The sequence below is a fragment of the Burkholderia sp. BCC1047 genome (assembly GCF_902833155.1).
Lineage (GTDB): Bacteria > Pseudomonadota > Gammaproteobacteria > Burkholderiales > Burkholderiaceae > Burkholderia > Burkholderia sola.
Map to the genome: position 1 here is coordinate 150,085 of NZ_CADFEH010000008.1, position 12,872 is coordinate 162,956.

Annotated in this window: 12 protein-coding genes; 8 read left to right on the forward strand and 4 right to left on the reverse strand. The window is 66.5% G+C overall.

Going from position 1 to position 12,872, the window contains the following annotated elements:
* Window positions 1–91: 91 nt before the first annotated feature.
* The 4 genes from HWX55_RS11525 to HWX55_RS11540 all read right to left on the reverse strand — a co-directional run bounded on the left by HWX55_RS11525 (window position 92) and on the right by HWX55_RS11540 (window position 4,654).
* Window positions 92–1,399, reverse strand: a complete 1,308-nt coding sequence (locus tag HWX55_RS11525) for an Nramp family divalent metal transporter (protein ID WP_175975683.1) — start codon at window positions 1,397–1,399, stop codon at window positions 92–94.
* 95 nt (window positions 1,400–1,494) lie between these two features.
* Window positions 1,495–2,751, reverse strand: a complete 1,257-nt coding sequence (locus tag HWX55_RS11530) for an oxalate decarboxylase family bicupin (RefSeq protein ID WP_050012819.1) — start codon at window positions 2,749–2,751, stop codon at window positions 1,495–1,497.
* A 316-nt stretch (window positions 2,752–3,067) separates the two neighbouring features.
* Window positions 3,068–4,402 carry a type II toxin-antitoxin system HipA family toxin gene (locus HWX55_RS11535; protein WP_175975684.1) on the reverse strand — a complete coding sequence of 445 codons (1,335 nt, stop codon included), beginning with the start codon at window positions 4,400–4,402 and terminating at the stop codon, window positions 3,068–3,070.
* Between the two features lie 3 nt (window positions 4,403–4,405).
* The gene (locus HWX55_RS11540) at window positions 4,406–4,654 is read right to left on the reverse strand and encodes a helix-turn-helix transcriptional regulator (RefSeq protein ID WP_050012821.1); all 249 of its coding nucleotides are present in this window, start codon (window positions 4,652–4,654) and stop codon (window positions 4,406–4,408) included.
* Between the two features lie 257 nt (window positions 4,655–4,911).
* On the opposite strand from HWX55_RS11540, the gene HWX55_RS11545 reads away from it, so the two are divergent.
* The 8 genes from HWX55_RS11545 to HWX55_RS11580 all read left to right on the forward strand — a co-directional run bounded on the left by HWX55_RS11545 (window position 4,912) and on the right by HWX55_RS11580 (window position 12,796).
* The gene (locus HWX55_RS11545; RefSeq protein WP_175975685.1) at window positions 4,912–5,799 is read left to right on the forward strand and encodes a MurR/RpiR family transcriptional regulator; all 888 of its coding nucleotides are present in this window, start codon (window positions 4,912–4,914) and stop codon (window positions 5,797–5,799) included.
* Between the two features lie 16 nt (window positions 5,800–5,815).
* On the forward strand, window positions 5,816–6,379 hold the full coding sequence (gene ddpX, locus HWX55_RS11550) for a D-alanyl-D-alanine dipeptidase (protein ID WP_175975686.1): 564 nt from the start codon (window positions 5,816–5,818) through the stop codon (window positions 6,377–6,379).
* Window positions 6,380–6,459: 80 nt separating this feature from the next.
* The gene (locus HWX55_RS11555; RefSeq protein WP_175975687.1) at window positions 6,460–8,061 is read left to right on the forward strand and encodes an ABC transporter substrate-binding protein; all 1,602 of its coding nucleotides are present in this window, start codon (window positions 6,460–6,462) and stop codon (window positions 8,059–8,061) included.
* Between the two features lie 10 nt (window positions 8,062–8,071).
* Window positions 8,072–9,142 (forward strand): ABC transporter permease, encoded by a 1,071-nt coding sequence (locus HWX55_RS11560; RefSeq protein ID WP_175975688.1) that lies wholly within the window; start codon window positions 8,072–8,074, stop codon window positions 9,140–9,142.
* Between the two features lie 67 nt (window positions 9,143–9,209).
* Window positions 9,210–10,124 (forward strand): nickel transporter permease, encoded by a 915-nt coding sequence (gene nikC / locus HWX55_RS11565; protein ID WP_175975689.1) that lies wholly within the window; start codon window positions 9,210–9,212, stop codon window positions 10,122–10,124.
* A gap of 1 nt (window position 10,125) precedes the next feature.
* Window positions 10,126–11,040 carry an ABC transporter ATP-binding protein gene (locus tag HWX55_RS11570; protein ID WP_175975690.1) on the forward strand — a complete coding sequence of 305 codons (915 nt, stop codon included), beginning with the start codon at window positions 10,126–10,128 and terminating at the stop codon, window positions 11,038–11,040.
* Entirely contained in the window at window positions 11,037–11,813 is a 777-nt protein-coding gene (locus tag HWX55_RS11575; RefSeq protein ID WP_175975691.1) for an ABC transporter ATP-binding protein, read from the forward strand. The genes HWX55_RS11570 and HWX55_RS11575 overlap by 4 nt, the downstream gene beginning before the upstream one ends.
* Window positions 11,814–12,244: 431 nt before the next feature.
* Window positions 12,245–12,796: a fimbrial protein gene (locus HWX55_RS11580; protein ID WP_175975692.1), complete on the forward strand. Its 552-nt coding sequence runs from the start codon at window positions 12,245–12,247 to the stop codon at window positions 12,794–12,796.
* Window positions 12,797–12,872: the final 76 nt, after the last annotated feature.

A 12,872-nucleotide genomic window follows, 5' to 3' on the forward strand; every position in this document is an offset into this window, starting at 1 on the left:
CCGGCGCCGACCGTGCGGCGATCGATAACGACCGCCATCGGTCGGATACCGTGCCGCGCACACGTCACGGGACAAGAACGCGCATACCCGTTCAATTGAATGCCGCCCATACCAGGTACGCATTCAGCCCGACGATCACGACCGTCGCCGCGCCGGCGACGATCCGCAGCGGCATCCGCATCGCGTAAGCGCCCATCACGTCCTTGCGCGCCGACAGCATCAGCAGCGCGATCATCGGCATCGGCAGCACGAAGCTCAGCACGACCTGGCTGGCCACCATCGCCCGCGTGACGTCGCAGCCGAGCGCGACCACCACGAACGCGGGCGCGATCGTCACCGCGCGCCGCACCCAGATCGACATGCGGCGGCGGATGAAGCCCTGCATCACGACCTGCCCCGCCATCGTGCCGACCACCGAGCTCGACACGCCGGAGGTCAGCAGCGCGACGAGAAACAGCGCGCCAGCCGCCGGCCCGAGCACCGGGATCAGCGTGTGATAGGCGTCGCCGATGTCGGTCATGCCGGGCGCGGCCGCGTGAAACGCCGACGACGCCATCATCACCATCGCGAGATTCACGAACCCGGCGAGCCCCAGCGCGATCACGACCTCGCGGTTCGAGAAACGCACGAGCCGCCGCCGCTCTCCGTCGTCGCGCGGCGCGGTGCGATCCTGCGTGAGACCCGAATGCAGATACAGCGTATGCGGCATGATCGTCGCGCCGATGATGCCGACCGCGATCGTCAGCGCCGCATGATCCGGAATCTGCGGGACCACCAGATGAAACGCGGCCGCATGCCAGTCCTGCGGCGCGATCAGCAGTTCGCCGAGATAGCACGCGCCGATCACGCCGACCAGCGCCGCGATCGCCGCTTCCAGCGGCCGGAAGCCGCGTTTTTCGAGCGCGAGGATCGCGCAGGTCGCGAACGCGGTCGCGATCATCCCCGCGAACAGCGACAGATGGCACAACAACCCGAACGCAAGCGCGCCGCCGAGGAATTCGGCGAGATCGGTGGCCATCGCGGCGATCTCCGACGCGATCCACATACCCCACACGACCGGCGCGGGGAAACGGTCGCGGCACAGCTCGGCGAGATTGCGGCCGGTCACGATGCCGAGCTTCGCCGACATCGCCTGGAACAGCATCGCGATCGCGTTCGCGGCCAGCACGACCCACAGCAGCCGGTACCCGTACGCGGCGCCGGCCTGGATGTTGGTCGCGAAGTTGCCGGGGTCCATGTAGCCGATCGACGCGATCACGGCCGGGCCGACGAACGGCAGCAGCGCGGCGACGCCGGTGCGGCGCCCTTCCAGCGCGGCGCGCGCCGCGCCGTCGGTAGGCTCGATGGACCGGCCCGGCAGCGCGAAGCCACCGGCAGATTTGCTCGGGACGGGGATCATGTGAGTATTCCGTTCGAATAAGGAAGACCGATGCGGGGATCGCGCCCGCCACGGCCGGCATGCCGCGTGCCGGCCACGGCAAGACGCCGACGGCATTACAGCGGCACGACGTCGGGACGATTGCGCGGAAACTGCGCGATCACGTCCGGTGCGATGTTCAGGTGCGCTTCGACGAGCTTCGGCGGCGTGTGCGCAAGCCAGTCGGACAACGACACCTCCGCATAGCGGTCGGTCTTGAAGATCTCGAGGAACACGAGGTCGGTCTGCCCAGTGTTCTGCACGTAGTGGCCGAGGCTCTTCTTCACATAGCCGACGTCGCCCGCGCGGAAGTCGGCCGTCTGCGCCTTCGGCCCCGTGTCGAACACGGTCATCCGCGCCTCGCCCTGCAGGTAGTACTGCCATTCGTCGGCGTTCGGATGCCAGTGCAGCTCGCGCATGCCGCCCGGGTGCACGGTGACGAGCGCCGCCGCGACGGTCGTCGACACGTTGAAGTTGGTGCTGTCCGCGATCCGCACCTCGCCCCCGCGCGTCTTCCTGACCGGCTTCATGTCGCCGAGCGAAAACACGAACGGATGCGGCGGCGCACCGGCCGACGCGGCCGACGCGCGCTGCGCGTCCGCGAGCGGGCCCGGTTCGTCGCCCTGGAAGATCCACAGGTTGTCGAGCGGCACGTTCCTGAACGCGTCGGCCGGCACGCCGAAGTTCAACGCGAGCACGTCGGGCGGCGTATGCGCGATCCAGTCGGTCAACAGCAGCGTGTTGAATTCCGACGCGCGACCGTTATCGAAGGCGAGCAGAAATTCGGCGCCGTCGCTGCCGAGGCCCTGCAGCGAATGCGGGAGGCCGGGCGGGAAATACCAGAGATCGCCGGTCTTGACGTCCTGCACCGACGGCCGCCCGAGTTCGTCGAGCACCGTGATCCGGCAGCGGCCGTCGAGCATGATCGCCCACTCGGCCTGCTGGTGCCAGTGCATTTCGCGAATGCCGCCGCGCGTCAGCCGCATATTGACGCCGGAGATGGTTTCGGAAATCGCGAAATCATCCTGCGTGACTTCGCGCGCCCATCCGCCATTCTGAATGCGTTTATGCGCATTATTGAAAGACGCCCAGAATAACGGCATCCCGTTGATATCGGTGGCCGGCGGATCCTGAAAAGACGGGAATTGATTGGCGATGGCCGGATTTTTAGGCCCCGGGTCGGTCAGGCTCTGGCGGTTGCGCGCATTCACCGCGCCTTCCGGCGGGCTGTCCGGGTTACCGAACGAAGCGGCCTTCGCCGTTACCGCAATGCCCGCGGCAGCAATGGCGCCGGCCGTACTCGTCAACATCCTGCGTCGAGAAAGATTCGTCATGATTTCCTCTTCATTTTTGCAATCGAGAGAATTTCCACTACGGAACACTTGCCGTTTTTCGAATTACCGAAAATCGAACATCCCGTGACGCAAGTTAAATCCATATTCATCTAAAAATTAAATGAATTATTAACCTGAATTAATGACTAAAACTGATCGACTTTAATTTTTGTAATTGTTGCGACGCAGCAATGGATGAATGGCGACGAGAAGAGATCGATAGGCGCGCCGCGCGATGGCGACTCGATGCGATCGACTGGAACAGGAAAATGCGGATGCGCGTGCTTTCACCTGCCCGGCCCGGACCGGGACCGGGTCACTCCCGCGGCATGTCGGCAAGCCGTTGCGCAGCGAAGAGCAATCCTCCGAGAATGCGTTCGGCGATCCTTGCCGGAAACCCGGCCGGCAGCGCCGCGCCGACCGATTCGATCACGTGCGGCGTCATCGCAATCAGTCGTTCGACGATCGGCGTAGCGATATCGCCAAGCAGGCAATACTCCGCCATCGCAGTGAAGTGCCGGCGCGTGATGTCACGCATCGCGTAGTGCTTGCGCTTGCCGTGCACGGCCATCGCGAGCTTCGCCTTGTGCCACGACCACTGGTTCGCGCCATCTCCCTCGACCGGCCAGATCGACATCACGTCGTAGAGCGGCGTCAGGCGGAAGCGGCCGCCCGGCAGCAGGCGCAGGCTGAAGTTCTTCGCATGCCCGTCCGGTGCGGCGAGCATCCAGAACACCACCAATGCGGCGAACAGCGTGTCGAGGTCGGCCTGCGCCGTTTCCGACCGGCGCAGGATGCCGGCCAGATCGGGCACGCCGGGGCCGCCCTGCGATTCGTATTTCAGATGCGGCGGCACGCCGAGCGCCTGGCAAAAATCCTCTTGCGGCAAGCGCAACAGCCATCCGCCATCACGATGCAGCGCGCGATCGAAGCGCGCGACCGACAGCACCTTGTGTTCGCCGAAACGCAGGATGTCGGCATCCGCCGTCGGCAACCCGAACGCGCGCAGGATCGCGAGGCACAGCCACTCGTTTTCGACGGAGGTCGTCAGGTCCGCACGCTTGTTGCCGACGAGCCCGAGCGGCAACTTGAGGATATGCGTGGTCGGCGTCGCGCCATGCGGACGCATCCATCGCCCGTCGTGAAACAGCAGCGCGGTCTTTTCCTGCGCGCCGGCGAGCGACAGGCGGAAGTCGTCGTCGTCCTGCGCACCGCCCGCCGCCCCGCTCGCCTGATCGAGTACGCGCGCCACGTCGTCGTCGGACAACGGCGTACCGTCGATCCGGTCATGGCCGGTCGGGGCTTCATCCTCGCCGAGCAACTGCACCGCACCGACGCAGTCCCGGCCGAGCGCGGCGAGCAGATCGAACGGCTCGGTCGTCGCCGTGCCGAACCGCGACGCAAGCCGGCGCCGAATCGCGTCGCTGTCGGGCAGCAGATTGTCGAAGTAGTGGTTCACGCGCTCGCCGCGCAACGGCGCAGGGCCGATGCCGAACGGCAGCGACAGCGACAGCGGGCGGCCGGCATCCGACTGTTTCCAGCCGATGTCGTACAGCAACTCCATGTCGCCGCGCGCGGGAATCCGCCAGATGCCGACCCGCACGCCGTTGGCCCAGATCGATAGCGCGCGGCTGTGCGATTTGCGTCCCATCGATCACCACTCGACGTTGGCAGCGTCGCGCCCGTCCTTCGTGCGGATGCTGAGTTCGAGACCATACAGCGCGGTCAGTTCGAGCAACTGCTTGAGCGACAGGCTTTCGGTGCGGATCGTTTCCAGCGACGACAGCCGCGATTGGCCGACGCCGATGCGTGCCGCCGCCTCGGCTTGCGTCAGCCCCTTGGCCTGACGCGCGGACGACAGGATTTCGCCCAGTTGAGCAGGGGTATTGACGATGAGATTCACGGCGCGGGTCCTGTATGCAATCCATGCAGTATATCTCTGACAGGCATAAACGCAAATTATCTCTGATACAAATAAACGCGGAATATTCCTATCAGGAATATTTCCACCCTACAGGGCGTTGCGGCTCCAGTCGTTGTGCGCACGCACCGCCCTATCGCCTCCTACCACCCCATAGTTTTTATTCGCTAGCGCGGATGATTTTGGCTTTGTCAGATAGATGACATCGAATCATCAAATGACAACGATCTAACAGCCCGATGACCTGCGCATTCGCCCACACCGTCGAATCCCGCTTTGCCGAGCTGACGCCGACCGCGAAACGCATTGCCAGCTACATGCTCGCGAACCTCGATCGGCTCGGCCTCGAAACCGCCGACCAGATCGCGCAGCAGACCGGCACCAGCGGCATTTCGGTCGGGCGTTTCCTGCGCAGCGTCGGTTACCGGAATCTCGACGACCTGAAACGCGAACTGCGCGGCGGCGGCGACCGCCCGTGGATGATCACCGACCGCCTCGACGAGTACCGCCGCGCCGCCGCCATGCCAACGACCGCCGACGCGCGCGACAACGAGCGCAGCGGCGGCACGCTCGCCGCATCGCTCGAGCGCGAACTCGACGCGATCCGTCACGTGTACCGGCTCGCCGAAGAACCGGTGTTCGCGCAGGTCGCGGACCGGATCGCGCATGCCGATGCCGTGTTCATCCTCGGCATTCAGTCGACCCGCGGCATCAGCAATGCGTTCAGCAGCTACCTCGAATACCTGCGCCCGCGCGTGTTCTATTCCGACGGCCAGTCGGGCTCGTACGTCGATTCGCTGAATTCCGAGTTCGAACGGCCGTACTGCATCGTCACCGATACGCGCGCCTATTCGCGCAGCGCGCGCCGCTATTGCCAGGCCGCCGCCGAGCGCGGCCAGCCGTTCGCGCTCGTCACCGATCTGTATTGCCCGTGGGCGCGCGAATGGCCGGCCGACCTGCTGCAGGTGAAGACCGACGTCGGCCAGTTCTGGGATTCGCTCGCGCCGCTCACCTGCCTGTTCAACCTGCTGATCACCGCCGTCGTCGACCGCCTCGGTCCCGCGATCGACCGGCGCGTCGCGCGCAACCGCGAACTGCAGCGCACGTTCGACCAATTCGAATCCTGAGCGAACCGGACCGCCGATGAACCCTCACCGCCTCGTCGAAATCACGCCCGCCACGCATCGCGTCGAGATCGATCTCGTCTACGCGACCGAGCGCAACCTGACCGGCAAGCCGATCTACCGCCACGCGCACTGTCTGCTGCTCGAGCCGGCCGAAGCCGCGCTGCGCCGCGCGGTCGACGTCGCCGCGCAAGCCGGCTTCACGCTGCGCCTCTACGACGCATACCGGCCGCCGCAGGCGCAGCAGGTGCTGTGGGATTTCCTGCCCGACCCGAACTTCGTCGCCGATCTCGGCCGCGGGTCGAACCACAGCCGCGGCACCGCCATCGACCTGACGCTCGTCGACGCGAACGGCGCGCCGCTCGACATGGGCACCGGCTTCGACGAGATGGTGGCCGCGTCGGGCCACTTTCACGCGGGGTTGCCCGAGCACGTGCAACGCAACCGGCTGCTGCTGCTCGGCGTGATGCATGCGGCCGGCTTCGCGCACATCGACAGCGAGTGGTGGCACTACGAGCTGCCCGGCTCGCACGCGCTGCCGCCGATCGACAATGCGGCGAGCGGCCCGTGGCGCCTGATGTGACGACGCCGCACGCCCCCGTTTTTCATGCACGTTCACGTTCAACGACTCAAACGACTTCAACGACAGATGGAGAAGCGCCCATGAAATTCCCGACCTCCCCGCTCGTCGCGGCGCTGGCCGCCGCGTCCCTGCTCGCCGCCGCTCCGTTTTCCGCCGCCCGCGCGGAAACGCCGAAGGACATGTTCGTGATGGCCACGCTGCTCGACGAATTCACGACGCTCGACCCCGGCGAGATCTACGAGCTGGTGCCGGAGGAATACGTCGCGAACACGTACGACCGGCTCGTGCGCGTCGACCTGCGCGATCCGTCGAAATTCAACGGCGACGTCGCGCAATCGTGGACGGTGAGCCCGGACGGGCTGACCTATACGTTCAAGCTGCGCGCGGGCCTCAAGTTCCACTCGGGCAACCCGCTGACGGCCGACGACGTCGCGTGGTCGATCCAGCGCACGGTGCTGCTCGACAAGGGCCCGGCCGCGGTGCTGACCGGCATCGGGCTCACGAAGGCCAACGTCGCGGCGAACGTGAAGAAGCTGGACGACCAGACGGTGTCGATCACGACCGACCACAAATACGCGCCGACCTTCGTGCTCAACGTGCTCGGCTCGTGGCCCGCGTCGGTGCTCGACAAGAAGCTGCTGCTGTCGCACCAGCAGGGCAACGATTTCGGCAACGCGTGGCTGAAGACCAACGAGGCCGGCTCCGGCGGCTACAAGCTCGTCAAGTGGGCGGCCGGCGACAGCATCGTGCTGCAGCGCTTCGACGGCTACCGGCTGCCGCTCGCGATGAAGCGCATCGTGCTGCGTCACGTGCCCGAAGCCGCGAGCCAGCGCCTGCTGTTGGAAAACGGCGACGTCGACGCGGCGCGCGACCTGAGCCCCGACGATCTCGCGTCGGTCGTGAAATCCGGCAAGGCGAAGGTCGCGGCTTCGCCGCAGGCGACGCTGCTGTATCTCGGCCTGAACACGAAGAACCCGACGCTCGCGAAGCCCGACGTGCAGGAAGCGCTGAAGTGGCTGATCGACTATGCGGGCATCCAGTCCAACGTCGTGAAGACGACCTACAAGGTGCACCAGACCTTCCTGCCCGAAGGTTTCCTCGGCACGCTGAACTCCAACCCGTACAAGCTCGACGTCGCGAAGGCGAAGGCGCTGCTCGCGAAGGCCGGCGTGCCGAACGGCTTCTCGGTGACGATGGACGTGCGCAACGACTATCCGTACACGGAGATCGCGCAGGCCGTGCAGGCGAACTTCGCGCAGGCGGGCGTCAAAGTGCAGTTGATCCCCGGCGACAACAAGCAGACGCTCGCGAAATACCGCGCACGCCAGCACGACATCTACATCGGCGAATGGTCGGCCGACTACATCGATCCGCACAGCAACGCGCAGGGTTTTGCATGGAATCCGGACAACGGCGACAAATCGAGCTATAAGATGCTGGCCTGGCGCAACAGCTGGGACATTCCGCAACTGACGAAGGAAACCGACGCCGCGCTCGCCGAGCCGACCGCCGCGCAACGCGCGCAGCGGTACCAGGCGATGCAGAAGGCGATGCTCGCGCGCTCGCCGTTCGTGATCATGTTCGAGAAAGTCGCGCAGGTCGCGACGCGGCCCGGCGTGAGCGGGCTCGAAGTCGGGCCGATCAACGATCTCGTGTCGTACCGTAACCTGAAGAAGCAATAAGATTCACCGCATGTCGACTCCCGCCTCCTCCCTCGAAGCACTGCGCACGCTGCCCGCGCGGCGCCCGGCCGTACGCTGGGCGCTGCGCGTGCTGCGCTGGGCGCTCACGCTCGCCGTCACGTTCGCGGGGCTACTCGCGCTGACGTTCGTGATCGGCCGCAAGGTGCCGATCGATCCCGTGCTCGCGATCCTCGGCGATCGCGCGTCCGCCGACGCGTACGCGGCCGAGCGCATCGCACTCGGCCTCGATAAGCCGCTCGTCACGCAGTTCCTGATCTACGCGCGCGACGTGCTGCACGGCAATCTCGGCATGTCGCTGCTGACCGCGAACCCGGTGCTCGACGACATCAGGCGCGTGTTCCCGGCCACGCTCGAACTCGCGACGATCGCGACGTTGATCGGCATCGCGATCGGCGTGCCGCTCGGCGTCGCGGCCGCGGTGAAGCACAACCGGCCAATCGATCACATCGCACGCTTCGTCGGGCTGATCGGCAATTCGGTGCCGGTGTTCTGGCTCGGGCTGATGGGGCTGCTGCTGTTCTATGCGCGGCTGCACTGGGTCGGCGGGCCCGGCCGGCTCGATCCCGTGTACGACGGAATGGTCGACCCGCGCACGGGCAGCCTGCTGATCGACGCGGCGCTCGCCGGCGAGTGGGACGTGTTCCGCAACGCGGTGTCGCACATCGCGCTGCCGGCCGCGATCCTCGGCTACTACTCGGTCGCCTACCTGAGCCGGATGACGCGCTCATTCATGCTCGACCAGTTGAGCCAGGAATACATCGTCACCGCGCGCGCGAAGGGCCTCTCGGAGCGGCGCGTGATCTGGCGGCATGCGTTCGGCAACATCGCGGTGCCGCTGCTGACCGTGATCGCGCTCACGTACAGCAACCTGCTCGAAGGCTCGGTGCTGACCGAGATCGTGTTTGCGTGGCCGGGGCTCGGCTCATACCTGACCGGCGCGCTGCTGAACGCCGACATGAACGCGGTGCTCGGCGCGACGCTCGTGATCGGCGCGATGTTCATCACCGTCAACCTGCTGACCGATGCGCTGTACCGCGTGTTCGATCCGCGTGCACGCTAAAGGACCGCCCCGACATGACCGCTTTCACCCCGCTTTTTTCATCGCCGATGCCGAAGGTCGTCCAATCATGAATGCCGAGCGTCTCACACTGCGCGCGTGGCTGCTGTCCGATGCGCCCGCGTCGCGCTCGCAAGCCGCGTTCGGCCTCGCGTACCGCCGCTGGCGCCGGTTCGCCACGAATCCGCTCAACCTGTTCGGGCTCGCGATCCTGGTCGCCCTGATCGTCGTCGCGATCGTCGGCCCGCTGATCATGCCGCACGATCCGCTGCGCCAGGTGCTGTCCGACCGGCTGCTGCCGCCCGGCTCGCCGTCGCATTGGTTCGGCACCGACCAGCTCGGCCGCGACATCCTGTCGCGGCTGATCGCCGGGTCGCGCCTGACGCTCGGCATCGCGCTGCTCGTCGTCGTGATCGTCGTGCCGATCGGCCTGCTGATCGGCACGACGGCCGGCTATTGCGGCGGCTTCGTCGACAGCGTGCTGATGCGCATCACCGACATCGCGCTCGCGTTCCCGAAGATCGTGCTCGCGCTTGCCTTCGCCGCCGCGCTCGGGCCCGGCGTGATCAACGCGGTCGTCGCGATCTCGATCACCGCGTGGCCTGCGTATGCGCGGCTCGCGCGCGCGGAGACGATCCGCATCGCGCAGGCCGACTACATCCATGCGGCGCGGCTGCAAGGCGCGTCGGGCCCGCGCATCCTGCTGCGCTACATCATGCCGCTGTGCATGTCGTCGGTGATCGTGCGCGCGACGCTCGACATGGCCGGCATCATCCTGACCGTCGCGGGTCTCGGCTTTCTCGGCCTCGGTGCGCAGCCGCCGAGCCCGGAATGGGGCTTCATGGTCGCGTCGGGCCGCAATGTTCTGCTCGACGCATGGTGGGTCGCGACGCTGCCCGGCATCGCGATCCTGCTCGTCAGCCTCGCGTTCAACCTGCTCGGCGACGGGCTGCGCGACGTCTTCGATCCGCGTCATGGAGCGTGACATGTCATTGAATTCCACCGCCGCACCGGCCCCGCTGTGCGAGATCGACGGGCTGAAGATCGGTTTTCGCGGGCACGACGGCGTCGTCACCGACGCGGTGCGCGACCTGTCGCTGACGCTCGCGCCCGGCGAGCGGCTCGGCATCGTCGGCGAATCGGGCTCCGGCAAGTCGCTGACCGGCCGCGCGCTGCTCGGCCTGCTGCCCGACGCAGCGCGCTGGTCGGCGCGCACGATGCGCTTCGCGGGCCATGACCTGCTCGCGATGTCGCCGCGCGAACGCCGGCGCCTGTGCGGCAGCCAGATGGGGATGATCCTGCAAGACCCGAAATATTCGCTGAACCCGGTGATGACGGTCGCGAAGCAGATGGGCGAAGCGTTCCGGCGGCATGAGCCCGGCTTGCGCGGCCGCGCGCTGCGCGAGCGGATCGTCGATGCGCTCGCGGCCGTGCAGATCCGCGACCCGGCGCGTGTCGCCGACGCGTATCCGCACGAGCTGTCGGGCGGCATGGGCCAGCGCGTGATGATCGCGATGATGGTGTCGACCGGCCCGCGCCTGCTGATCGCCGACGAGCCGACGTCCGCGCTCGACGTCGCGGTGTCGATGCAGGTGCTCGCGGTGCTCGACGCGATGATCGCGCGGCACGACACGGGCCTGATGTTCATCAGCCACGACCTGCCGCTCGTGATGTCGTTCTGCGACCGCGTCGCGGTGATGTATGCGGGCCGCGTGGTCGAAACCTGCGCCGCGCGCGACCTGCGCGACGCGTCGCATCCCTATACGCGCGGGCTGCTCGCGGCGAATCCGCCGCTCGCGAACCCGCCCGACGAACTGCCGGTGCTGCGGCGCGATCCGGCATGGCTCGACGCGATGCCGCCGACCGCCGCGCGCGCCGAACGACAGGAGGCCTCGCGATGATCGACGTCGATCACGTCTCGATTCGTTTCCCGACCCGCACGGGTCACGTCGACGCGGTGCGCGACGCGAGCTTCGCGGTGCGCGACGGCGAAGTATTCGGGCTCGTCGGCGAATCGGGCTCCGGCAAGTCGACGCTGCTGCGCGCGCTGACCGGCCTCGTGCCGCTCGCGGGCGGCAGCCTGTCGATCGATGGCCGCCCGGTGGGCGGCACGCCCGATCGTGCATTCCGCCGCCATGTGCAGATGGTGTTCCAGGATCCGTATGCATCGCTGCATCCGCGCTTCACGGTCGACCAGACGCTGCGCGAGCCGCTGTCGATCCATGCGATCGACGACGCCAACGCGCGGATCGCCCGCGCGCTGTCCGAGGTCGGCCTCGGCCCGTCGTTCCGCTTCCGCTATCCGCACCAATTGTCGGGCGGCCAGCGGCAGCGCGTCGCGATCGCGCGTGCGCTGATCGTCGAGCCGCGCGTGCTGCTGCTCGACGAGCCGACGTCCGCGCTCGACGTATCGGTGCAGGCGGAAATCCTGAACCTGCTGCGCCGCCTGCATCGCGAACGCAACCTGACGATGATCCTCGTCAGCCACAACCTCGCGGTGATCGGCTTCCTGTGCCAGCGCGTCGCGGTGATGCAGCACGGCGAGATCGTCGAACAGCTGCGGATCGAGGACGTGCGGGCCGGGCGGGTGGCACGCGACTACACGCGCACGCTGCTGAATGCGACCGAAGGGTATCGCCGGCTCGATCCGGCCATCGACGCACCCGCGGCCTGACACGCGTGTCGCGACGATATCGCGATCGTTCGCCCACGCGAACGATGCATGACGTACGCCGCCCGTCACGCGGCATGCCGGCCGCCGCCCCACTCCGGCGGCCGGTCACCCCGCGTTGATTCGCTTCGGATAACGAACGATACGTCGCGCGAATGGCGCAACCGACGAAATCGGCAACTCGACCGATTTCGGTAGCGGAACGAGCACGCTCGTCCGCCCCCTCCTGACAGTTTCCCTCGCCTCCCTCTCCTGATTGCCGCATCCGGCAACAAACAATTAGTACGCGTACTAGGAAAAACGATAAGCGATTCGTACCAGTCTCATTACAAAATCATTACATCATCGGCACAATTCAACCCGAAACGCGTCATTCAAAGATTTAAATTCAAGCCGCGCTTTCGAAAGTCGAACTTTATTTGGAGTATTTAAATATGAACATCCTCAAGCGCAGCGCAGTTCCGTGCCTCCTGCTCGCCGCCGGCGCCGCCTTTTCGTCCGCGGCCCATGCAGCGGACGGCACCGTCAACTTCCACGGCAAAGTGATCGCGTCGACGTGCAGCGTCGAGGGCGGATCGGACCTCACCGTCCCGCTGCCGCCGGTCAGCACCACGGCGCTCGCCGATGTCGGCTCCGTCGCCGGTCGCAGCGCGTTCTCGCTCGCGCTGAAGGGCTGCACGGTCGGCGACGAAAATCCGGTGAAGGTCGGCGTGATCTTCGAGAACGGCACGAACGTCGATCAGTCGAGCGGCCGCCTGACGATCGACACGGGCGCCAAGGCCGCGACGGGCGTCCAGATCAACGTGCTGGACGATCAACAGAAGCTGATCCCCATCGGCGCTCAAACCGCTGCCAGCACCCAGATCGCCGATATCGACGCCGACGGCAACGCGAAGCTGAACTACTTCGCCGAGTACTACGCATCCGGCGCCGTGAAGGCCGGCGACGTCAATTCGCGCGTCGAGTACTCGCTGATCTATCAGTAAGGACGAGCGCGTGGAGGTCGCCGCACCGGCGATCTCCGCTCCCGTCACGCCGCGCGGCGCGGAAACCGCCGTTTCC